This window comes from Campylobacter concisus (assembly GCF_015230035.1).
Classification (GTDB): Bacteria; Campylobacterota; Campylobacteria; order Campylobacterales; family Campylobacteraceae; genus Campylobacter_A; species Campylobacter_A concisus_BK.
The window spans coordinates 71,160-92,532 of sequence record NZ_JAAKZD010000002.1; the positions used below are offsets into that span (position 1 = coordinate 71,160).

21 protein-coding genes are annotated in these 21,373 nt (G+C 41.1%); 20 read left to right on the forward strand and 1 reads right to left on the reverse strand.

Annotated elements, in window-relative coordinates; all coding sequences use genetic code 11:
- The first annotated feature begins 8 nt into the window (after nt 1-8).
- From cybH to G6W41_RS10070, 13 genes are all read left to right on the forward strand, one after another.
- Nucleotides 9-689 (forward strand): Ni/Fe-hydrogenase, b-type cytochrome subunit, encoded by a 681-nt coding sequence (gene cybH / locus G6W41_RS01585; protein WP_021087640.1) that lies wholly within the window; start codon nt 9-11, stop codon nt 687-689.
- On the forward strand, nt 689-1,231 hold the full coding sequence (locus G6W41_RS01590; protein ID WP_194170413.1) for a HyaD/HybD family hydrogenase maturation endopeptidase: 543 nt from the start codon (nt 689-691) through the stop codon (nt 1,229-1,231). Before cybH ends, G6W41_RS01590 begins: the two co-directional genes overlap by 1 nt.
- The gene (locus G6W41_RS01595) at nt 1,228-2,700 is read left to right on the forward strand and encodes a hypothetical protein (RefSeq protein WP_194170414.1); all 1,473 of its coding nucleotides are present in this window, start codon (nt 1,228-1,230) and stop codon (nt 2,698-2,700) included. The genes G6W41_RS01590 and G6W41_RS01595 overlap by 4 nt, the downstream gene beginning before the upstream one ends.
- Complete coding sequence (gene hypF / locus G6W41_RS01600; protein ID WP_194170415.1) at nt 2,684-4,909, forward strand: carbamoyltransferase HypF; 2,226 nt, start codon at nt 2,684-2,686, stop codon at nt 4,907-4,909. Before G6W41_RS01595 ends, hypF begins: the two co-directional genes overlap by 17 nt.
- A gap of 45 nt (nt 4,910-4,954) precedes the next feature.
- Nucleotides 4,955-5,368, forward strand: coding sequence for a nickel-responsive transcriptional regulator NikR (gene nikR, locus G6W41_RS01605; RefSeq protein ID WP_194170416.1), 414 nt, complete (start codon nt 4,955-4,957; stop codon nt 5,366-5,368).
- A 363-nt stretch (nt 5,369-5,731) separates the two neighbouring features.
- Nucleotides 5,732-6,997 (forward strand): DUF2157 domain-containing protein, encoded by a 1,266-nt coding sequence (locus G6W41_RS01610; RefSeq protein ID WP_194170417.1) that lies wholly within the window; start codon nt 5,732-5,734, stop codon nt 6,995-6,997.
- Nucleotides 6,994-7,626, forward strand: a complete 633-nt coding sequence (locus G6W41_RS01615; RefSeq protein ID WP_194170418.1) for a GDYXXLXY domain-containing protein — start codon at nt 6,994-6,996, stop codon at nt 7,624-7,626. Before G6W41_RS01610 ends, G6W41_RS01615 begins: the two co-directional genes overlap by 4 nt.
- 124 nt (nt 7,627-7,750) lie before the next feature.
- Nucleotides 7,751-8,563: a hydrogenase nickel incorporation protein HypB gene (hypB, locus tag G6W41_RS01620; RefSeq protein ID WP_021093192.1), complete on the forward strand. Its 813-nt coding sequence runs from the start codon at nt 7,751-7,753 to the stop codon at nt 8,561-8,563.
- On the forward strand, nt 8,563-8,802 hold the full coding sequence (locus G6W41_RS01625) for a HypC/HybG/HupF family hydrogenase formation chaperone (protein ID WP_009293878.1): 240 nt from the start codon (nt 8,563-8,565) through the stop codon (nt 8,800-8,802). The genes hypB and G6W41_RS01625 overlap by 1 nt, the downstream gene beginning before the upstream one ends.
- On the forward strand, nt 8,802-9,890 hold the full coding sequence (gene hypD, locus G6W41_RS01630) for a hydrogenase formation protein HypD (RefSeq protein WP_107856757.1): 1,089 nt from the start codon (nt 8,802-8,804) through the stop codon (nt 9,888-9,890). The genes G6W41_RS01625 and hypD overlap by 1 nt, the downstream gene beginning before the upstream one ends.
- An 8-nt stretch (nt 9,891-9,898) precedes the next feature.
- Entirely contained in the window at nt 9,899-10,891 is a 993-nt protein-coding gene (gene hypE, locus G6W41_RS01635; RefSeq protein ID WP_194170419.1) for a hydrogenase expression/formation protein HypE, read from the forward strand.
- Nucleotides 10,891-11,232, forward strand: a complete 342-nt coding sequence (gene hypA, locus G6W41_RS01640) for a hydrogenase maturation nickel metallochaperone HypA (protein WP_021085088.1) — start codon at nt 10,891-10,893, stop codon at nt 11,230-11,232. The genes hypE and hypA overlap by 1 nt, the downstream gene beginning before the upstream one ends.
- Nucleotides 11,233-11,429: 197 nt before the next feature.
- A complete protein-coding gene (locus G6W41_RS10070; RefSeq protein WP_242039882.1) occupies nt 11,430-11,693 on the forward strand; it encodes a hypothetical protein in 264 nt (87 codons plus the stop codon).
- A gap of 218 nt (nt 11,694-11,911) precedes the next feature.
- Here G6W41_RS10070 and G6W41_RS01650 read toward each other — a convergent pair whose 3' ends face one another.
- A complete protein-coding gene (locus G6W41_RS01650; RefSeq protein ID WP_194170420.1) occupies nt 11,912-14,377 on the reverse strand; it encodes an AsmA-like C-terminal domain-containing protein in 2,466 nt (821 codons plus the stop codon).
- Nucleotides 14,378-14,450: 73 nt separating this feature from the next.
- Between G6W41_RS01650 and mltG the strand changes: the two genes are divergently transcribed.
- The 7 genes from mltG (at nt 14,451) to G6W41_RS01685 (ending at nt 21,360) form a co-directional block, all read left to right on the forward strand.
- Nucleotides 14,451-15,395: an endolytic transglycosylase MltG gene (gene mltG / locus G6W41_RS01655; RefSeq protein ID WP_194170421.1), complete on the forward strand. Its 945-nt coding sequence runs from the start codon at nt 14,451-14,453 to the stop codon at nt 15,393-15,395.
- Nucleotides 15,396-15,458: 63 nt separating this feature from the next.
- Entirely contained in the window at nt 15,459-17,633 is a 2,175-nt protein-coding gene (locus G6W41_RS01660) for an NADP-dependent isocitrate dehydrogenase (protein WP_194170422.1), read from the forward strand.
- Nucleotides 17,634-17,636: 3 nt separating this feature from the next.
- On the forward strand, nt 17,637-18,530 hold the full coding sequence (locus G6W41_RS01665; RefSeq protein ID WP_103576033.1) for a lactate/malate family dehydrogenase: 894 nt from the start codon (nt 17,637-17,639) through the stop codon (nt 18,528-18,530).
- Nucleotides 18,531-18,538: 8 nt separating this feature from the next.
- A complete protein-coding gene (locus tag G6W41_RS01670; RefSeq protein WP_009293870.1) occupies nt 18,539-18,850 on the forward strand; it encodes a 4Fe-4S dicluster domain-containing protein in 312 nt (103 codons plus the stop codon).
- Nucleotides 18,847-19,977 (forward strand): 2-oxoglutarate synthase subunit alpha, encoded by a 1,131-nt coding sequence (locus G6W41_RS01675; protein ID WP_194170423.1) that lies wholly within the window; start codon nt 18,847-18,849, stop codon nt 19,975-19,977. Before G6W41_RS01670 ends, G6W41_RS01675 begins: the two co-directional genes overlap by 4 nt.
- Entirely contained in the window at nt 19,967-20,812 is an 846-nt protein-coding gene (locus G6W41_RS01680; protein WP_021091283.1) for a 2-oxoglutarate ferredoxin oxidoreductase subunit beta, read from the forward strand. Before G6W41_RS01675 ends, G6W41_RS01680 begins: the two co-directional genes overlap by 11 nt.
- Nucleotides 20,809-21,360, forward strand: a complete 552-nt coding sequence (locus G6W41_RS01685) for a 2-oxoacid:acceptor oxidoreductase family protein (RefSeq protein ID WP_194170424.1) — start codon at nt 20,809-20,811, stop codon at nt 21,358-21,360. Before G6W41_RS01680 ends, G6W41_RS01685 begins: the two co-directional genes overlap by 4 nt.
- Nucleotides 21,361-21,373: the final 13 nt, after the last annotated feature.

Genomic DNA, 21,373 nt, shown 5'->3' on the forward strand with positions numbered 1-21,373 from the left:
GAGAAAAGATGTCACATAAAAATCCTGACAGGATCAGCGAATATGAATTCTCCATCGGCGTTAGGCTGACACACTGGATTAGATTTATAGCTATCACGCTTTTGATTGTGAGCGGCTACTACATCTCTTATGTCTTTATGAGCCCAGAGATCACGAGCGAGCCTACAAATTTCATGCAAGCAAAGTGGCGTTTGGCGCACCAGGTTGCTGGCTTTGTGCTAATAGCGGTATTTATCTTTAAATTCTATCTATTTGTCTTTGACAAACACAGCAAAAAAGAGTGGATGAGTGTGCTTGACTTTTTAAGTCCAAAAGTTTGGATAGCGCAGATAAAATACTACATCTTTATGGGGCCACACCCGCATTTAAGGGGTGTTTATAACCCATTGCAGTTTGCCTCATACTTTTTCTTTTACGTCATCTTGGCACTCATCTGCCTAACTGGCCTAGTGCTTTACGCTCACGTTTATCACAATGGACTTGGCGGAGCGATCTACGAGCCAGCGAGATACTTTGAAGAGCTTATGGGTGGGCTAGCAAATGTTAGAACGATACATAGAATTTGCATGTGGATCATCATGATATTTGTGCCTATTCACGTTTATATGGCGATATTTAACGCCGTTAAAGGCAAAAATGGAGCGATGGACGCCATCGTTAGTGGCTATAAATTTGTAAAAGAACACTGATGAGAGTGCTAGTTCTTGGCATTGGCAACGTGATGTTTGCTGATGAGGGTATAGGTGTTCATTTTGTAAATTTGATGGCTAAAAACTATAAATTTACAAGTTCTAAAAACGAGCTTACTCTAATGGACGGGGGCACTTTAGCCCTCGCTCTAACTCACATCATAAGCGAATTTGACTATCTTATCGTCGTTGATTGCATTAGCGCAAATGGCGCAAGCGTGGGCGATGTTTATTTTTTCGACTTTCTAAACGTACCAAATTTTATCAGCTGGGACGGCTCGGCTCACGAGATCGAGATGCTTCAGACTCTTCATCTAATGGAGCTTGCAGGCGACAGACCGACAACCAAAATTTTAGGAATCGTGCCTAGCCGCATAGAGTCATCAAATTTTAGCCTCTCAGATGAAGTGATAAAAGCTTCTAATATCCTAGAAAAAACGCTGCTTGATCACTTAAAAGAGCTTGATTTTAAGTGCGAAAAGGTGGCAAATTTTACCCTAAACGACACCCTCTATGACTACGCCAAAAAAGGTTTAAAATGATACTTGCTTTTAAATTTGACTGCTTTAAAGACCCAGCCTTTTTGGCGCCATTTTTACGCTCATTAGCTGGGGAGCTTAAGCACTCTATAAGCTGTAAAGATGATCAAATTTACCTAAAAGTAAGTGGCTCTGCCAATGAGCTTAGCGCCCTAGCAGACAGAGCAAGTGCTGTTTTACCTTATAGCCTTTTTATAAAGCATAGTGAGGTTGATGTGGCAGATGAGCTTGACGTGGCAGGTGAGATTAAAGAGATAAAATTTGGCACGCTTAGCCCATCTCAAGCGGCGGCATTTTTGGCTAATGGCAAGGCTATTTTAAATGAAAGTGGCGTGCTCTCTTTGAGCAAATTTGATGGCGAGATAACGCTTGATAATTTTAATGAAAAGCTAAAAACCTGCCTAAATTTATTAAAAAACGGCAAGAGCATTTGCATAGAGCAAGATGAAAATTTATATGAAATTTCCCTTGGGGTAAATTTTGATGCAAATTTCTTGATGCCTGTAAATTTAAAGCAGCTACCAAAAATTTTCATAGCCGACGATAGGGCGCAGATCGCGCTTGCTAGCTTTGAAAAGCCACTTTTGGCACTAAAAACGACAGCCATTTATAGGCAAAATCACGAGAGCGCACCGCTGTTTTTTGACGTGATGGCGCCAAATGATCTTTTTCTTTACGCCCTTTGCGAGCAGCTAAACAAAGAGGGCTTTAGCTTTTTAAGCGTTACTGTAAAGGAGCAAAAAAACGCCCTTTCAAGGCTTGCTTTGCTTGAAAACAGCGCGCTTTTAAGCCCATTTTTTTATACAAAAGATGAGGAATTTGAGCTTAGCTATTTGGGCGAGGTGGCTTTGGGGCTTAAATTTAGCAAATTTAGCGATGATGAAATTTGCCTGCTTTCAAAATCAAGCAAAACGCAGCTTCTATTTTTACCAAAATTTAGCAGCTTTGAAGAAATTTATGAGCTTATAAGAGCTGATGAGAGCGGCGAAAGACTACTTGAAAACTTTAGTAAAGAACGCGCCCTGCCAAGTGGTAAATTTAGCTCAAACGCTAGCTTTTTCTCGCTATTTTGCATAGCTGGACGCTTGCTTGGCTTAAGTGATGAGTTTAAAAAAGCAGGGGAGAATTTGCTCCTTATGGCAAGCGATTTTAGCGGTCAAAAGGGCGTTAGGATCGATTATAAGATGAAAGATGACTTTGGTTTAGACGGGGTTAAGTTTGTAAAAAGTATTATTTCATTTATCCTTGCTGGCGCTGGAGAGAAGAATATCAGCTTTGGTTGCACCGAGTCTTTGGCGCATTTTTTGAGCGATTTTAGCTATGAAAAACGAGATAAATTTAAGATCAAAAATGTTACTTTAAGCGGGGATTTATTTTATAATAAGGTAGTTAGCAACTTGATAAAAAAACACCTAAACCCAAATATAAAAACAAATTTTGACCCCGGATTTGGCGTTGAGATCAAGCTTTAGATATGAGATCAAAGGCTTAGTTCAAGGCGTTGGTTTTAGACCTTTTGTCTATACTTTGGCGCATAATTTTAAGCTAGTTGGCGAAATTTACAACGATGATGAGGGTGTGAAGCTAAATTTTAGCGGCGAAGAGGCTAGCTTTTTGGCTTTTGAAAAGGAGCTTTATGAGAAGCTACCAGCCCTTGCTAGGATCGATGAGTTACATAAATTTAAGATAGATCAAATTTATGAAAAGCTTGAGATCATCGCCTCAAAATCAGCCACCAAACAAGCGCCTATTTTGCCTGATTACGCACTTTGTGATGACTGCTTGCGCGAGTTTTATGACCCCACAAACCCACGCTACAAATATCCATTTATAAACTGCACCAACTGCGGACCGAGATTTTCCATCATCAAAGCCTTGCCCTATGACAGGGTAAATACGACGATGAGCGAGTTTAAGATGTGCGAATTTTGCGAGAGCGAGTACAAAGACCCGCTTAATCGCCGCTACCACGCAGAGCCGATCTCTTGCCCAAACTGCGGACCAAAGCTATATCTAAAAGATAAATTTGGCAAAGTCTTGGCTAGTGAGAACGAAGCGACAAAAGAGGCGGCTAGGCTCATAAACAAGGGCAAAATTTTAGCCATTAAGGGGCTTGGTGGCTTTCATCTAGTTTGCGACGCGACAAATGAAGCCGCAGTTTGCGAGCTAAGAGCTAGAAAACATCGCCCAAGCAAGCCTTTTGCTCTAATGAGTAAAAATTTACAAAACGCTAGAGAGATAGCGCAAATTTCAGAGGCTGAGGCGAAGCTTCTTACTTCAAATTTAAAGCCGATCGTCTTGCTTGAAGCAAAAAATGGCTCAAATATCGCAAAAAGCGTAGCTCCAAATTTAAATAAGCTTGGCGTTATGCTTGCATTTAGTGGCATACATCTTTTGCTTTTTGACCACTTAGAACACGACATCATCGCAACTAGCGCAAACATCTCAGGCGAAGTCGTTATAAAAGACGAGAGCGAGCTAAGGGAAAAACTAGGCGACGTCATAGACTTTTATCTTGATCACGACCGAGAAATTTACTCACCAAGTGACGATAGTATCGCATTTTGCGTTGGTGAAGAAGTCATTTTTACAAGGACGAGCCGAGGGCTAAATCCAAATTTCATACATACAAATTTCAAGCAAAAAGGGACATTTTTAGCCCTTGGAGCGGAGCTAAAAAGCTCATTTTGCATCTACAAAGACGGTCTTTTGATGGTTAGTCCATATATCGGCGATCTAAAAAACGTGGCGACTTTTGATAGGTTTAAGGACATTTTCACCCTTTTTGAAACTACTTATGATCTAAAGATAGACAAGGTCATAGCTGATTTGCATCCAAATTTTTTAAATACAAAATGGGCGAAAGATCAGGGCTTTGAGCTAGTTCATCTGCAGCACCACTACGCGCATTTGCTAAGTGTGATATTTGAAAATGATTTGCCAGATAAAGAGTATCTTGGATTTTGTTTTGACGGCACAGGATACGCAGAGGACGGCAAAATTTGGGGTGGCGAGATTTTTAGGCTGGATAAAAATAGCTACAAAAGAGTTTATCACTTTGATGAATTTAGCTTATTTGGCGGCGAAAATAGCATAAAAAATATCTATCTCATCGCTTATTCGATTATTTTGAAGTATGAGCTTGAGGACGAGGGGCGTAAATTTTTAGTAAATTTTGATGAAAAGGTACTTCGAAATTTCAAGATGATGGAGCAAAAGGGGCTAAATTTAGTAAAAACTAGCTCTGTTGGTAGGATATTTGACGCATTTGGTGCGATAATATGTGGCATATCTCACTCGAGTTTTGAGGGCGAAAGCGGCATGAGGCTTGAGGCGCTTTATGATAAAAATTTAGATGCGTGTTACAAATTTAGCCTAAATGACGGAGTTATCGGCTTTAAAGAGGCTTTTAAAAATGCTTTAAAAGATGAGCCAAGAGTGGCGGCAACGGCATTTATAAATGGCATGGCTGATATTATTTTTGAAATTTCCAAAAATGAGAAAAAAGAGATTTTGCTAAGCGGCGGAGTTTTTCAAAATAAGACTTTGCTTGAGCTTATTTACAAAAAATTTACTGAAGCAAATTTGAAATTTTATATCAATAAGAAATTCTGCAGTAACGATTCTAACGTAAATTTAGGGCAAATTTATTATTATTTATCCACATTTTCTAATAAGTGATGTATAATGATTATAAACGGTAATCAAACGAGAAAGGAGCAAAAAATGGATAGTGTTATACGTTTTAGTGTCTCTTTGCCTAGTCAATTACTAGACGAACTAGATAGAAAAGTTAGCGAACAAGGCTACGCTTCTAGGAGTGAATTTGCAAGGGATTTGATCCGTGAAAAGATCGTAAGCGACAGCTGGAAGGACGCTAACGAGGAGTTGATTGGGGTTTTGACACTCATTTATGTGCATCATCACAACGATTTGGTGAATAAAAAAATGGATATCGAGCATGACTCTGATGTGAAGATCATCTGCACAAATCACGTTCATGTCGATCACCACAACTGCTTAGAAACGATCTCGATAAGAGGTGAGGCTAGCAAGATAGAGCGCTTTGCTGATAGGATTGCTGGCTTAAAGGGTGTTAAGTTTTCTAAACTTACAAAGGCCGCTGTGCCTAAATTTTAAGCTAAAAGCTTTTTTGGCTCTTAAATTTAGGTTTTTTGTAAATAGCTAGCAGCGCTTTCTTGGCTGCAGAGCTTGTCTTATTTTGTCTTTTTGGTAGTTTTTAGCAGTTTTTGTGATCCATTTTTGCAAATTGATAGCGGGTTTTGCTATTTCTTGCTTGCCTGATATCTTTTTTGTGGCGAAAGTTTGATGACCGTTTGTTTTTTGCTTGGGCTTTGGCTAAAGCTAAATTTGCAAAAGCCCGCCCAAGTTCTATTTTTTATTTTTTAAATTTCTCCCTTTTTTGCTTCATTTTATTCTGGCATTTTTGGCGCTTGTATGCTATCATTAGCCACAAAAAATGTCATTTAAAGAGAATGAAAGATGAATTTTTACAATAGAAATTTTCTAGCCAAAGAGCTAGATCGCTGGCAAAAAGAGGATGTGGTCGATAAGGCCACCGCTTTAAAGATAGCAAATTTATATGAAATAGATCTAAACGCTCATAGCGAAAAGACTAGCTTTATCTTAAAGTTGGTTGCTTATCTCTTTTTCGCGCTGGCATTTTTTACGCTAGTTGGAGCTTACTGGGAGGAGATACCAAGGATGGGGCGCCTTGTCATCATCTTTGGCGTGCTTGCTCTTTTAAATTTTGGCGGAGTTTATTATCTCAAAAAAGGCAAAGATAAGCTTGGCACAGCCACGCTCTTTTTGGGGAATTTCTGCTACGGAGCGGCCATAGCGCTTATCGCTCAAATGTATAACATTAGCGACGAGCCAAGTGGCGGAGTTTTGCTCTGGAGCGTTGGAGCGATGGCGCTCTCTTTTGCTAGTAAAAAGGCCTTGCTGGTGGCTCAAAGCCTTGTTTTTGCGACGATCTGGTTTGTTTTAAAGGGCATGGATGGCGAGTTTGCGTATGAATTTATCGTCTTTATAGCCCTTGGCGCCTACATGCTTTATAAAAGTGACTCGGTATTTCTTGCTATCATGCTTTTGGCGGATATATTTTTATACATCGTTTCGCTTTGCGCTAGGATCAGTGGGTTTAACGAATTTTATGGCTATGATGATCTTATGTTTAGAGCGCCGATGGCTGCTACTTTATCGCTCTCATACGCGCTTTTACTTGTCGCACTCTTTAGCACGTTAGCTGGCTTTAGAGATAGGCTAGCGCACCTTGTAAAAGGCTTTGGCAAGTATCTTGGCATCATTATCTTGATCGTTTGCTTGATAGCTTATGCAAATGGCGATATCTACGAGCTGGAAGAAGATAAATTTTGGTTTGCAAAAGCATTTTTTTATAGCAGTTTTGGCAAGGTTTTTGCCGTATTTAGCATCGCTAGCATTGCACTATTTTTCAAAGAGAAAAACAAAAGTGGCTTGTTTCTTGGCTTGATACTCTTTGCGTTGCCATTTGTCTTTAGCCTGGGTGTGGGATATGCAAATATCTTCTTCTCGCTAGCAAATATCATCGTTGCAGCAGTGCTTATCAAAAATGGCGAGCTTGCACTTGGACTATGCATGATATTCTTAGTTGCGGTGGTTAGATACTTTGAGCTAATAGGCGATTATTTGGGGGCTACGGCGCTATTTATCGTCTTTGCCTTCGTCGTGCTCGCAGTCGCTGCTAAAAAAGGACGTACAAAATGAAGATAAGATCACTGATACTAGCCATATTTTTTCAAATTTTACTAATAATTGCGATGCTTGCATACGCGCTCATGCCACTTTATCTTGGAAAAGAGGTAAAAGTGAGGGTAAAACTTTACGATCCAAGGGATCTCTTTCGCGGAAACTACGTGAGCTTGAGCTATGATTTTTCAGATTTTTCAAATTTACAGCAGTCTAAATTTGATGAAAAAACTGGCGTTGAGATATATATATATGATAGAAATATCTCAAAAAATGATGAAATTTACGCCATTTTAAAGCAAGATGCTAATGCTACTTACGCTTTTGATAAATTTAGCTTTACTAAGCCAAAAGACGCTCTTTTCTTAGCTGGCAAATTTGATGGATATTTATTTGTAAAATATGGCATCGAAGAGTTTTACATGCCAACTAAAAAGGCAAAGCAGACTGAGCGAGAGATGATGGATCAAGATGTGGATGCTGTTGCTGTTTTGATGGTGATGGATGATGGTAGGGCAAGGCTAAAAGATATCATCATCACACCAAATGGCAAAAAAAGAAGCAATGATGAAAATTTTGATGAAAATGGCTACACAGATGATAACGAGAGCCTTGAAGAGCCAGTTCGCTTGCAAGATCAAAGGTAAATTTAAAGGGATGATTAAAAAACGGGTTAATTTATCTCATTTGCATAAAATGCCCTTAAATTTTAATTTTATTTTTAAATTTAAGCGTTAAAATCTCTGAAAATTAATAAAAAAGGATAATAAAATGTGTAAAGATTGCGGTTGTTCAATGGGTAATCACGCCCACACTCACACTCACGCTGATGGCACTACTCACTCACACCCACATACTCACGACGGGCATACGGACCACGCTCATGACGCACACGAGCATAGTCACGAGGCTCACGCGCACCCTGTACTAAACGAGAGCAAAACCATAGACGTGATAGAGAAAATTCTTTCTGAAAACGACAAAGAGGCCGCTCACAACAGAGCGCATCTTGATGAGAAAAAGATACTTTGTGTAAATTTGATGAGTAGCCCAGGCGCTGGTAAGACTACGCTTTTAGAGGCTACGATAAAGGCTGGTAAATTTAAAATAGGCGTTGTCGAGGGCGATTTGGAGACCAATCAAGATGCCGACCGTATAGTAAAAGCTGGTGCAAAAGCTCATCAGATAAGCACAGGTCAGACCTGCCATTTAGACGCATTTATGGTACATGAGGGGCTTCATCACTTGCCACTAAACGAGCTTGATCTAGTCTTTATAGAAAATGTTGGAAATTTAGTCTGTCCTGCAAGCTACGACGTTGGCTCACACTTTAATGCTGTTCTTCTTTCAGTGCCAGAGGGCGATGATAAGGTTAGCAAATATCCAGTGATGTTTAGGGCTGCTGACGTGCTTTTGATCACTAAAGCTTCGCTTGCGCCACACTTTGACTTTGACATCGAGCGAGTGAAAAACGACGCTAGAAAGCTAAATCCAAAGGTCGATATCTTTGTGGTAGATAGCAAAACAGGCGAAGGCATCGATAAATGGATAAGTTATTTGGAATTTAAAAAAGAGCTAAGATAATGTGTCTTTCGATCCCTTCAAAAGTAATAGAAATAGATGAAAATAACGTTGCTACCGTTGAGACTTTAGGCGTTACTAGAAAGGTAAGCTTAGATCTCATCTCTGAAGAGGTAAAAGTTGGCGAATACGTGCTAATCCACGTTGGATACGCCATGCAAAAGATCGATACGCAGTTTGCGCTTGAGAGCTTGGAGGTCTATCAAAAGATCGCTGAGGATATGGACGCGGGGAAAATTTGATGGATCTTATCAATGATTTTCGCGATAAAAATTTAATCCTAGCCCTTTCAAAACTGATACAAAAAGAGAGCGTAAAACCGCTAAATATCATGGAAATTTGCGGCGGCCACACGCATAGCATTATGAAATTTGCACTGCCAAGCTTGGTTGGAGAACATATAAATTTCGTCCACGGCCCAGGCTGTCCAGTCTGCGTGATGCCAAAGAGCCGCATAGATGAGGCCTGTAAGCTAGCTAGCATGGACAATGTGATCTTTTGCACGCTAGCTGACATGCTAAGAGTGCCTGGCTCAAAGACAAGCTTGCAAAAGCTTCGCGGCGAGGGTCACGATATAAGGGCACTTTACACGCCACTTGATGCGCTAAATATCGCTAAGCAAAATCCAGACAAAAAGGTCATATTTTTTGCCATTGGCTTTGAGACGACGACTCCGATGAGCGCAAATTTGGTTGAAAAAGTGGTGCAAGAGGGCATTAAAAATTTATACTTTCATATAAATCACGTAACCGTCCCAGCTCCAGTTAGAGCTATAATGAGCGATGAAAACGTGAGGATTGATGCATTTTTAGGCCCAAGCCACGTGAGCGTCATCACTGGAAGTAAAATTTACAAAGAGCTAGCAGATGAGTTTAAAAGACCGATCGCCATTAGCGGTTTTGAGCCGCTTGACATAATGGCAAGTGTGTTAAATTTAGTCCGTCAGCAAAACGCAGGCACTTATGAAGTCTATAACGAGTACGCAAGGGCGGTCAAAGAAGAGGGCAACTTAAGAGCAAAAGAGCTCATAGCTAAGTACTTTGAGCCGTGCGACTTTGTCTGGAGAGGCCTTGGCGAGATAGCGCAAAGCGGTATGAAGCTAAAAGATGAGTTTGCCTATCTTGACGCTAGAGTGCAGTTTGACTGCAGCGTAGAGAGCGCTGGCGAGAGCAAGGCTTGCATTTGTGGGCAAATTTTAAGAGGGTTAGCAAAGCCGACTGATTGTAAGGTCTTTGGCAAGGTCTGCAACCCGCAAAATCCGATAGGATCGTGCATGGTCTCAAGCGAGGGCGCTTGTGCGGCATATTTTAAATACGCAAGAGTTGGTTAAGGAATTTAATGAAAAAGATAATGCTAAGCCACGGCGGCGGTGGCGAGGAGATGAACTCGCTTATAAACGAGACGATATTTAAAATTTTTGATAACGAAATTTTAAGGCAGAGCAACGACTCAGCGATACTAAATTTAAACGGCAAGATCGCATTTAGCTCCGATAGCTTTGTGGTAACTCCCATTTTTTTTAATGGCGGCGACATCGGTAAGATCGCAGCTTGCGGCACGATAAACGACCTAGCAATGGTTGGAGCAAGCGCAAAATACCTAAGCTGCTCGCTCATCATCGAAGAGGGGCTTAGTATAGAAGAGCTTGAAAAGGTGCTTGGCTCACTTGCAAAAACTTGCAAAGATAGCGGCGTGAGCGTAGTTTGTGGCGATACGAAGGTCGTGCCAAAGGGCAAATGCGATAAAATTTTCATAAACACAGCAGGCATCGGCGAGATAGTTTGCGAAGGCGTGGAGCTTAAAAATTTAAAAGCAGGAGCAAAAATTCTCATCTCTGGAGATGTTGGCAGACACGGCGGCGTGGTGCTAGCTGCAAGAGAGGAATTTGAGCTTGGGCTTGATCTAAAAAGTGACTGTAAGAGCCTAAAAGAGGTTGTCTTAAAACTATTTAGCGCTGGTATAAAGCCACAAACCATGCGTGATGCGACTAGGGGAGGGCTAAGTGCGGTGCTAAACGAGTGGGCTAAATTTAGCAAATTTGACATCTTGGTTTTTGAAGAAAATATCAAGGTCGCAGACGAAGTTATGGGCGTTTGTGAGCTATTTGGATTTGAGCCTTATGAGCTTGCAAATGAGGGCACTTTTGTAATGGCTGTCGATGAGAGCCAGGCTGAGGAGGCTCTTGGAATTTTGCGAGAATTTGATAAAAACGCGATGATAATAGGCGAGGTAATGGAGGCAAAAAACGAGCGCGTCATCATCGAAAATGCCTATAAATCAAGAAGATTTCTCGAGCCGCCAAAGGGCGAGCTACTGCCAAGGATCTGCTAATGCACGAGCTTAGTATCGTTCAAAATTTAGTCAGCCTTTGCGAGAAAAATGCCGCCAAAGAAAACGCAAAAGAGATAAGCAAGATCGAGATAAAAGTTGGCCGCTTAAGCGGAGTGGAGCCACACTATCTAGAGAGTGCATTTGATGTTTATAAGGCTGGCACGATCTGTGAAAACGCCGAGCTTGTGATAAATTTACAAGGCATTGTTGTAGAGTGTTTGGATTGTGGATTTGGCGGGGAGCTTAGCGAAAATGACTTCACCTGTCCAAAGTGCAAAAGTCAAAATTTAAAGGTGACTGACGGCGAAGATATGTATCTTATGCGCCTTGAGATGAAGTAAAATTTTACGTATTATAATGCGTAAAATTTTATGAATTTATTGTTTTTTTATGGATAGTGTTAAATTTTTCTCAATCAAACGCCTAAAGAGCTATAAAAACGAGCAAGATCATAAAAAGAACTTTTTGCTAGTACAGGGTAGCTTAAAAACTTGGTATTTTAGAAATTGCCACTAGAAATTTAGCTTTTAAGGCTTTAGTGGATAATAACAAGGTAGATATTTTAAGCTCTTTTGGCGGCTACTTTGAGCTAGATGATCTCTTTGTCTCAAAGCAAACTTTTGGATTTTGGGCAAAAATCATCGATGAAGCCAAAATCCACAATGATACCTTCAATCTTGATAAGCTTGATTTTAAAAAGTATTCTAAATTTAACCGCAAAAATAAACTTTTAAACTATCAAAAAGTAAAGATTTTATATGACCTTGCTGTTAAAATTCGAAACCAAGCATTTTCATTTTGAAAATCTTTATAATCTAAATGACGATCAAACGCCGAGAATTTCAACTCGTGTTGGTAAAACTTTAGTAGGCATTGATCCGCAAATGTTAGAAGATTTTATTAATGATGCGTTGTTTTGATGAGGATCTGACAAGATACTTAAAATGAGTGGCGGATAATAAGCTCCGCCGTGAACTTCGTCGCAATTATACTAAACAATAATATTTTTTGTGTAATACTTTACTCAAATATCAAAAACGGAGCTTGCAGGACGTTTCTTATTATCTTTAGTGGCGAGAGTAGGGCATCTCGCAATATTTGCGTCGAGTACTCTGGCTTTTCAGTCGTGCCACGTATGGCGATGACTGTTGAGAGCGAGCGGTCTTTACCAAGGATGATTTGGTTGATAAGTGGGATCTTGTCGATGATGCCGCTTGCGTCTTTTAGTATCTTTAGTTCAAGGTCGATGTTTATCTTTTTGCTCTTTAGATCGATCGTGCCGCGTCCGCCAATATCTGCGCTCGTGCCTATCATCTCAATCGCTAGAAACTCGATCAAATCGCCCTTTCTAGTTAGTAAAATTTTGCCGTTTTTAACGGTAAAACCCTTGTCGTTAAAATCAGGCGTTTTAAAGCTAAGAAGCGACGGCACCGAGTTTAGAAAGCTTAAGAGCCTTTGATAAAAGATATAGTCTTTTAGATAGGTGCCAAAAAATCTCACCTCAGCCTTGAAATTTTTAGAGTTTTCTCCAAGCATTTTTAGGCGAAATTTACCGCCCTCAAAGCTCTTGGTGCCTAAAAGACCATTTATAAACTCGCCGCTTATGTCGGTTGCGTCTAAATTTATGCTTTTCTCATCGCTAAAATATCCAACTCTGCCTTGCTTTGCTAGTCCATTTAGCGAGGTGCTTTTGCCTTTTTTCTCGGCGCTAAAGCTAGTAAATGGCAAGGTTTTGTTTAAGTCCTTTAAGATGATGTCGCCATTTTTTGCAAAGAGCTCAAGTGGCGTGCTTTGCTCTTTTGTGCTGTTGTCATCAAGCACAAGCAAATTTAGGTCGTTGCTCTTAGCTTCTATGCCTTTTTCGGCGATATTTAAAGAGAGTTTTTTGCTTGCACTTTGCACCTTTACACCAGCTTTTGAGACCGTGATCAAAAAGTCGTCACTATCATATTTTGAGCCATTTTTATCCAAAAACGGCATGTCAAATTTAAGCCCTTTTGCCAAAATTTCAAGATTAACAAAGTCCTTGCTTTTTATGCTCACATCATCAAAGCCAAGCACGCCATTTTGCTTTAAAACTGGGGAGTTTTGCATGATGAAGTTACTATTTTTTGTGCCTATCACGCTCTCATCGCCAAAGCTTAAATTTAGCCCAAAAGGCTCAATGCTAAGCGTGGTCTCACTTGGCTTACTAAAGTCAAGAAGCGCGGTAAATGGCTCATTTTTAAAGGCTAAAATTTCATCATTTTTCTCTTTTAGATCAAAGCTTTCTATGACGCCCTTTATCTCGCCGGTGCTTTTTTGTAAATTTATATCTGCTTTCGCATTTGCCCTGAAAAAGTCAAGCCCAAAGCCGCTTGCATCGATGTTTAGCGCAGAAGTATTTACAAGCTTTACAAGAGCGCTTTTAGCGTTAAATTTACTCCCAGCGATATCTAAAACCGCATCACTTATCTTAAAGTCGCCATTTGCGATGACACTTTTTTCATCAAAATTTTCTAAGCTCTTCTCATCAAGCTTTATCAAAATTTTTAAGCTAGCGTCCATTTTGCCGCTTAGCTGCCTAACTGGCACGTTGATCTTATAAGCTCTTAGTATCTCATTTATCGCCTCATCGTAAATGGAATTTGTCTTTATAAAAAGCTCTAAATTTGCACTTTTTTCATCAAAGATGTTGTTTATCGCAACGTTTGAGCCATCAAGCTTTTTGCTCTTATAAACGGGAGCTGTAAGGTCAAATTTAAGCTTTGAGTTATTAAGCGTGATGTTTGCCTCAGCGACATTTACAGCTGGCAAGCTTTTATCAAATTTAACAAGTAAATTTTTGGCATTTGCAGTCGCGTTTAGCTCGTTTAAGAAAAGATCATTTTCTTTAAGATCAGCCTTGCCATTTATCTCATTTAGGTGATAGTCATCAGCCACGATGTAGCCATATATCCAGTTTTTAACCTCGCTGTTTAGGTGTATGCGGCTATCAAGCTCAGCGATGAAGTCCTTGATGCTACCAGCTTCGACGTCATAGGCTTTGTAGGTTAAAAGCGTATCTTTTAAGGCAAAGCTAAGCTTGCCATTTAGCTCGTGCGAGGTGAAATTTCCATCAAATTTATAATCATCCTTGTCAAAATTTGCACTGCCCTCGCCGCTGATGCTTACGTTAAAATCTTTAAGACTTAAATTTTTTACTATGAAGCGATCTATGCCATCTTTCTGCTTATTTTGAAATTTGATATCGATGTTTAGATAAGGGCTATCAACGAAAAATATATCATCTAAAAATAAAATTTTGATCTTAAAATCATCGCCTATTTGCACGCTCTCAAGCGAAATTTCTTGAAAAAAGGTCTCAAGATAATCAACGCCCTGACTAAGGTTTAAAAGTTGCTTGTCGCTAGCTTTTTGCGCCACGTCTTTTTTAAAGCTTGGTAGCTTGATCTGCTTTGCTCTTACAATTAATTTTTTATCTAACTTTATATATAATTGCTCCAATTTTACGCCGTAAAACTCGAAATCGTTAATTTTTATGCCGTATTTTAAAAGCAAAAGAAGCGAAAGAATTAAAATGATAAAAAATTTTATAAAAAAGCCATACCTAGATATTTTCTTTGATATCGTACTCATCGTCGTCCTAAGTGTATTTGTCTATTTGGCACGCCCCATAAACACGAGCAAAGTCGTCTTTGTGCCAAAAGGGAGTGTGGGCGAGATTATATCTTATTTAGCTAATCGCAACTTTAACTTAAGCGCGATCGACAAGTATGCCATGCGCTTCATCGGCTCGCCTCAGTCTGGCTGGATCGAGATAGGCAAAGATAAAATTTCAAGGATTGATTTTTTAAAGAGACTTGCCAAGGCAAAGGCAGCGATGACCGAGATCACGCTCATCCCTGGCGAAACTACGATCGTTTTTTTAAACCAGATCGCTGCCCAGCTTGGGCTTGACGGAGCTAAACTAAATAGCGAGTATAACGCCCTTGCGCCAGTGAGCGACGGCTTTTTAATGCCAAATACTTATAAAATTCCAGTTGGCATCAGCGAGAGGCATCTAGCATATTACCTCGTAAATTCATCTAAAAAGGCGCAAAGCGAGATCAGTAGGAAAATTTTTGGCGAATACAACGAGAAAAAGTGGTTTAAAATTTTAACCATCGCCTCAATCATCCAAAAAGAGGCCGCAAACGACGCTGAGATGCCACTTGTCGCCTCAGTCATTTATAACCGCCTAGATAAGGGCATGAGGCTGCAGATGGATGGCACGCTAAATTATGGCATCTACTCGCACGATGTGATCACAGCTGAGCGCATAAGAAGCGATATGAGCGAGTTTAACACCTATCTAAACGACGGCATACCGCCAAGTCCAGTCTGCTGCGTCTCTATAAGTGCGATTAAAGCGGCGATAAACCCTGCAAAGAGCGATTATCTATACTTTGTGCTTGATAAAAAGGCGAAAAAACACATTTTTTCAAAAACCTTAAGCGAGCACAATCAAAATATCGCAAAATAGGGCTAAAATACAACTAGCTTTAATAAAAAACGTGATAAATTTCAAAAAATCAAAAGGGCTAAAATGAGTGACATTATCTGGACAAAAACCGACGAAGCACCGCTATTTGCAAGCTACTCTCTCTTTCCTATCGTTAAGAGCTTTTTATTACGCGCTGGCATTAGCATAACTAGGGCAGACATAAGCCTAGCAGGGCGAATTTTATCTCTTTTTAGCAAAGAGCTTGGGCTAAACAAGGCTGACGAGCTAGAGCTTTTGGGTGAGCTAACCGCGCACAAAGAGGCAAATATCATAAAACTGCCAAACATCTCAGCCACGCTCGTTCAGCTAAAAGCAGCCATTGATGAGCTTAGAAGCAAGGGCATAAACGTGCCATTTTATCCAGACGAGATCATCACAGACTACGACGAAGAGATCGCTAAAAAATATGCAAAAGTGCTTGGTAGCGCTGTTAATCCAGTGCTAAGACAAGGAAACTCAGATAGAAGAGTTTTGCCACCGGTTAAAGAATTTGCCAAAAAGCATCCACATAGCAACGGCGACTGGAACAAGGCAAATAAAACTAAAATTTGCTATATGCAAAAGGGCGATTTTTATGAAAATGAGCGCTCAATAATTGCTAGCAAAGATGAGAAATTTTATATAAATTTTATAAGCATGGAGGGCAAAAAAGAGCTTTTAAAAGAGCTTGCTGTTCAAAGTGGCGAAATAGTTGATGCCACATATTTAAGCGTAGATGAGCTAGATAAATTTTATGAAAGCTGCTTTGATGAGGCAAAAAAAGAGAATTTGACCTTGAGCTTGCATCTAAAATGCACGATGATGAAAGTTAGCGATCCAGTCATCTTTGCACACGCGATAAAGAGCTATTTTAAAGAGGTTTTTGAGCTATTTGGTGATGAATTTAAAACTCACGGCGTTGAGGCAAAAAATGGCTTAAAAGATATGTTTGCTAAAATTTCAACTCTTAAAAATAAAGATGAAATTTTGGCTAAATTTGATGAAATTTTGAACAAAAAGGCAAAAATTTGGGTACTAAATGAAAGTGCCAGCAACTTTGACGTGCCAAATGACGTCATAATAGACGCCTCAGTGCCAGCGCTCATTAGAAACTCTGGTAAGGTAAAAGATAGAAACGGCGAGCTAAATTTCTCGCTTTGTATGATCCCAGATAGGACTTACGCTAGGGTTTATGAGGCCTGCGTGGCGGACTTTAAGGAGTATGGCGCGCTTGATGTGAGCAACATTGGCAGCGTAGCAAACGTGGGGCTAATGGCTAAAAAGGCCGAGGAGTACGGCAGCCACGATAAGACTTTTATCGCAAAAGAGGACGGAGAATTTGTTGTTTTTGACGAAGCTGGCGAGAGTGTCTTTAAATTTAGCGTCAAAAGTGGCGACATTTTTAGGATGACGCAGGCTAAAGAAGACGCGATAAATGCGTGGTTTGAGCTTGCTTTAAAAAGAGGCGAAATTTCAAAAGATGAGCTTATATTTTGGCTAGATAGCAGCCGTGCTCATGATAGAAATTTGATAGCTAAATTTGAAAAATTTAGAGATAAATTTACTAGTGCTGGCGTGAAATTTGAAATTTTAAACTACGAGCAAGCAACTAAAAAATCGCTTGAAGCAATAAGAGCTGGCAAAGACGTCATAGGCGTCACTGGCAACGTTTTAAGAGACTATCTAACCGATCTTTTCCCGATATTTGAGCTAGGTGGCAGCTCAAAAATGCTCTCAGTAGTGCCACTACTTGCTGGTGGAGCGATGTTTGAGACTGGTGCTGGTGGGACGGCTCCGACGCTTGTAAAAGAGCTAAAAGAGAAAAATCACCTGCTTTGGGATAGCTTGGGTGAGTTTTTGGCACTTAGTGCATCGCTTGAACATCTAGCATTTTTTAGGCAAAAAAAAGAGGCAAAAGAGCTAAGCGATGCGCTAAATAGAGCTGTTGCTAGCTATCTAGATGAAAACAAAACTCCAAACGCCACTCTTGATACCAGAGAGTCGCACTTTTATCTGGCACTTTTTTGGGCGAGAGAGATGGCAAAAAGTGGCGGGATTTTAAGCGCTATTTTTAAAAATTTAGCAGACGAGCTAGAGAAAAATGAGAGCGAAATTCTAAAGCAGATCAGAGAAAAAGATGGTGCAAGCGTGGAATTTGGCGGATACTACCTGCTAGATGAAGCAAGAGCAAATGAGATCATGAGACCAAGTGAAATTTTAAATCAAATAATAGGATAAGAGATGAAAATAAGTGTAGTTGGAGCTGGAAACGTCGGTGCTAGCATAGCTTATGCGCTTTGTATGAGAGAGCTTTGCGATGAGATTGCGCTTGTAGATATCTTTGGCGATGTGGCGCGCGCAAAAGCGATCGATCTAGCGCAGTCAAGCTGCGTCTTTAACGCAAAAACTAGCGTTTGTGGTGGCGAGGACTTTGCTTTGTTAGAAGGCAGCGACATCGTCATTGTAACTGCTGGAAGTCCAAGAAAAGAGGGTCAAACCAGAGAGGACTTGCTGCTTAAAAACGCCGTTGTCGTAAAGCAAACAGCGCAAAAGATAGCTGAATTTGCCAAAAATGCAGTGATAATAGTCGTCACAAATCCTCTTGATGTGATGGTCTGGACGGCTCATAAATTTAGCGGTTTTAGCAAAAACAAAGTGATCGGCATGGCTGGCGAGCTAGATAGCGCAAGGTGCAGATATGAGCTAGCACTTTTAAAAGATAAAGACGCCAGCAAGCTAAGAGCAAAGATCGTAGGCGCTCACAATGACGAGATGATCGTATCAGCTAGCAATATCAGCGAAAATTTAAATGAAAATGAGCTAAAAGTGCTCAAAAAAGAGACAAGCACCGGTGGTGCAAAGATCGTTAAACTGCTTGGCACTTCAGCTTACTACGCACCAGCGGCTGCAGCTGTGAAGATGTGCGAGATGATCGTCGGTAAGAGCGATGAGATAATAAGCGCTAGCGTGCTAATCGATGATGAACTAAGTTGTGGCAGGCTAGTAAGGCTTGGACGTGATGGCTTGAAAGAAATTTTAGAGCTAAATTTAGACGAAGACGAGCAAGAGCAACTAAACAAAAGTGAAGCTGAAATTAGAAAAAATATCAAATTTTTAAAAGAAAACTTAGAGTAGGAAGATATATGATAGTAAAAGAAAATGTGCCCGTTTGGGTCGATGAGAGCAGGTGTAAGGCCTGTGATGTCTGCGTGAGCTACTGCCCAGCAGGCGTGCTAGGTATGAGGCTTGAGCCAAAGGCGGTGCTTGGCAAGATGATAGAGGTGGTCTATGCTGACTCATGCATAGGATGCCGTGACTGCGAGCTTCACTGTCCTGATTTTGCCATTTATGTGGCTGATAAAGGCTTTAAATTTGCAAAGCTAACGCCTGAGAGCAAAGAGCGAGCTGCGGCTGTAAAGGCAAATAAATTTGCAAAACTTGGAGAGAGCGCATGAGAGAGGTAGTATCAACTGGAAATGCCCTAGTAGCAAGGGCTGCGGTCGAGTGTGGCTGTAACTTCTTTGGCGGATATCCTATCACTCCAAGCAGCGAGATCGCCCACGAGCTAAGCGTGCTTTTGCCAAAACATGGCGGCACATTTATACAAATGGAAGATGAGATAGCTGGCATTTCCGTAGCTCTTGGCGCAAGTGCGAGCGGTGCAAAGGCGATGACTGCAAGTTCTGGTCCTGGGATTTCACTAAAGGCTGAACAAATAGGCCTTGGCTTTATCGCTGAGATACCGCTTGTCATCGTAAATGTCATGCGCGGTGGCCCTTCAACTGGCCTACCAACCCGTGTAGCACAAGGCGATATCTTGCAGGCTAAAAACCCAACTCATGGCGATGTAAATATGATAGTGCTAGCGCCTAGTAGCCTAGAGGAGTGCTATACGCAGACGGTTCGCGCATTTAACCTCGCAGCTAGGTTTATGACGCCAGTTATGCTATTACTTGATGAGACGATAGGTCATATGCAAGCAAGGGTTAGTTTGCCTGAGATCAGCGAGCTAGAAATTTATAAAAGAAGAGAATTTTGCGGCGAGCCAAAAGAGTATAAACCCTACGAGGCAGCACCAGACGCGCCAGCCACGCTAAATCCTTTCTTTAAAGGCTATCACTACCACATAACAGGGCTTCATCACGGCGCTACTGGCTTTCCAACAGAAGATGGCAAGATCGTTGAATACTCAATGAATAGGCTGTTTAACAAGATAAATTTACACATCAATGAGTGCGAAAAATTTGAAGAGTTTATGCTAAATGATGCTGAAATTTGCATCATCGCCTTTGGTAGCGTGGCGCTTTCGGCCAAACAAGCGATATTAAATTTACGTGAAAAAGGGCTAAAAGTAGGGCTATTTAAGCCACTCACACTTTTCCCAGCTCCAGCTAAAAAGCTAAAAGAGATATCAGATAAATTTAAGAAAATTTTAGTCTGCGAGCTAAATTTAGGCCAGTATAGTGGCGAAATTTCAAAGATCATCTTAAGAGATGACTTTGCAAAACTGCTAAAAGCAAACGGCAGACCGATAAGCCCAAGCGAGATCGAGGCGAAGATAGGAGAAATTTATGGCTTTTAATTACGATAAATATTTACGAACAGATAAAATGCCTACTCTTTGGTGCTGGGGCTGCGGCGACGGCGTCATACTAAAGGCGCTTATCCGCGCTATTGACACCATGGGCTGGGATATGAACGACGTTTGCGTGGTCTCAGGCATAGGCTGCTCTGGCCGCTTTAGCGGATATCTTGACTGCAACACCATCCACACAACTCACGGCAGAGCCGTAGCATATGCCACTGGCGTAAAGATGGCAAACCCAGACAAGCACGTCATAGTTGTAACTGGCGACGGCGACGGACTAGCGATCGGAGGCAACCACACGATACACGGATGCCGCCGAAATATCGGACTAAATCACATCCTAATAAATAACTTTATCTACGCATTAACAAACTCACAAACCAGCCCAACCACGCCAAAAGGCATGTGGACGGTCACAGCGCAATACGGCAACATCGATCCTAGCTTTGACGCCTGTAAGCTCGCAACCGCCGCAGGTGCTAGCTTTGTCGCGCGTGGTAGCGTCATCGAGCCGGAGAAGCTTACAAAGCTCTTTGTAGAGGGCTTTAGCCACGATGGATACAGCTTTTTTGATGTATTTTCAAACTGCCATATAAATTTAGGTCGCAAGAACAAAATGGGCGAGGCGGTGAAAAATTTAGAGTGGATAAAGGGCCGCACGACTAGCAAGGTCAAATTTGACATGCTAAGCGATGAAGAGAAAAAGGGCATTTTCCCACTTGGTGTGCTTCACAAAGATGAAGAAAAGATCGAATACACCAAGGCTTACGACAAGGTAAGAAGGGCTGCAATGAGCAATGAAGCGATAAATTTTGAGGAGCTAGCATGAAGTCACAACTAAGATTTGTCGGAGTTGGCGGACAGGGCGTCATACTAGCTGGCGAGATCCTCTCAGCTGCCAAGATAAAAGCAGGTGGATACGGCGTCAAGGCATCTACCTACACATCTCAGGTGCGTGGCGGTCCAACGAAGGTCGATATCATACTTGACGAGAAAGAAATTTTATACCCTTATGCAAACGAGGGCGAGATAGACTTTATGCTTGCCACTGCGCAGATAAGCTACAACGCCTTTAAAAGCGGCGTGAAAGAGGGCGGTGCGATCGTTGTCGAGCCAAATTTGGTAAAAGTAAGTGACGAGGACAAAAAGCGCTGGAAAATTTATGAAATTCCTATCATCTCTATCGCAAAAGACGAGGTTGGAAACGTCATCACTCAAAGCGTTGTGGCTCTTGGTGTGGCGGTGGCTATGAGTGGGTGCATGGATGAAAATTTAGTGCGTGAAGAGATGCTAGCAAGCGTGCCATCTAAGGTCAAAGAGGCAAATGCAAAAGCTTACGAGCTAGGCCTAAAATACGCAAAAGAGCTTTTAAAATAAATTTTTGGCTAAA

Bases quoted from the DNA above. Each gene is read 5' to 3' on its own strand.
- G6W41_RS01685 (WP_194170424.1), top strand. From the start codon at position 20,809: ATGAAGTCACAACTAAGATTTGTCGGAGTTGGCGGACAGGGCGTCATA.
- hypB (WP_021093192.1), top strand. From the start codon at position 7,751: ATGTGTAAAGATTGCGGTTGTTCAATGGGTAATCACGCCCACACTCAC.
- G6W41_RS01615 (WP_194170418.1), top strand. From the start codon at position 6,994: ATGAAGATAAGATCACTGATACTAGCCATATTTTTTCAAATTTTACTA.
- G6W41_RS01675 (WP_194170423.1), top strand. From the start codon at position 18,847: ATGAGAGAGGTAGTATCAACTGGAAATGCCCTAGTAGCAAGGGCTGCG.
- G6W41_RS01680 (WP_021091283.1), top strand. From the start codon at position 19,967: ATGGCTTTTAATTACGATAAATATTTACGAACAGATAAAATGCCTACT.
- cybH (WP_021087640.1), top strand. From the start codon at position 9: ATGTCACATAAAAATCCTGACAGGATCAGCGAATATGAATTCTCCATC.
- mltG (WP_194170421.1), top strand. From the start codon at position 14,451: ATGATAAAAAATTTTATAAAAAAGCCATACCTAGATATTTTCTTTGAT.
- G6W41_RS01625 (WP_009293878.1), top strand. From the start codon at position 8,563: ATGTGTCTTTCGATCCCTTCAAAAGTAATAGAAATAGATGAAAATAAC.
- hypA (WP_021085088.1), top strand. From the start codon at position 10,891: ATGCACGAGCTTAGTATCGTTCAAAATTTAGTCAGCCTTTGCGAGAAA.
- G6W41_RS01610 (WP_194170417.1), top strand. From the start codon at position 5,732: ATGAATTTTTACAATAGAAATTTTCTAGCCAAAGAGCTAGATCGCTGG.
- nikR (WP_194170416.1), top strand. From the start codon at position 4,955: ATGGATAGTGTTATACGTTTTAGTGTCTCTTTGCCTAGTCAATTACTA.
- G6W41_RS01670 (WP_009293870.1), top strand. From the start codon at position 18,539: ATGATAGTAAAAGAAAATGTGCCCGTTTGGGTCGATGAGAGCAGGTGT.
- hypE (WP_194170419.1), top strand. From the start codon at position 9,899: ATGAAAAAGATAATGCTAAGCCACGGCGGCGGTGGCGAGGAGATGAAC.
- G6W41_RS01595 (WP_194170414.1), top strand. From the start codon at position 1,228: ATGATACTTGCTTTTAAATTTGACTGCTTTAAAGACCCAGCCTTTTTG.
- G6W41_RS01665 (WP_103576033.1), top strand. From the start codon at position 17,637: ATGAAAATAAGTGTAGTTGGAGCTGGAAACGTCGGTGCTAGCATAGCT.
- hypD (WP_107856757.1), top strand. From the start codon at position 8,802: ATGGATCTTATCAATGATTTTCGCGATAAAAATTTAATCCTAGCCCTT.
- G6W41_RS01660 (WP_194170422.1), top strand. From the start codon at position 15,459: ATGAGTGACATTATCTGGACAAAAACCGACGAAGCACCGCTATTTGCA.
- G6W41_RS01590 (WP_194170413.1), top strand. From the start codon at position 689: ATGAGAGTGCTAGTTCTTGGCATTGGCAACGTGATGTTTGCTGATGAG.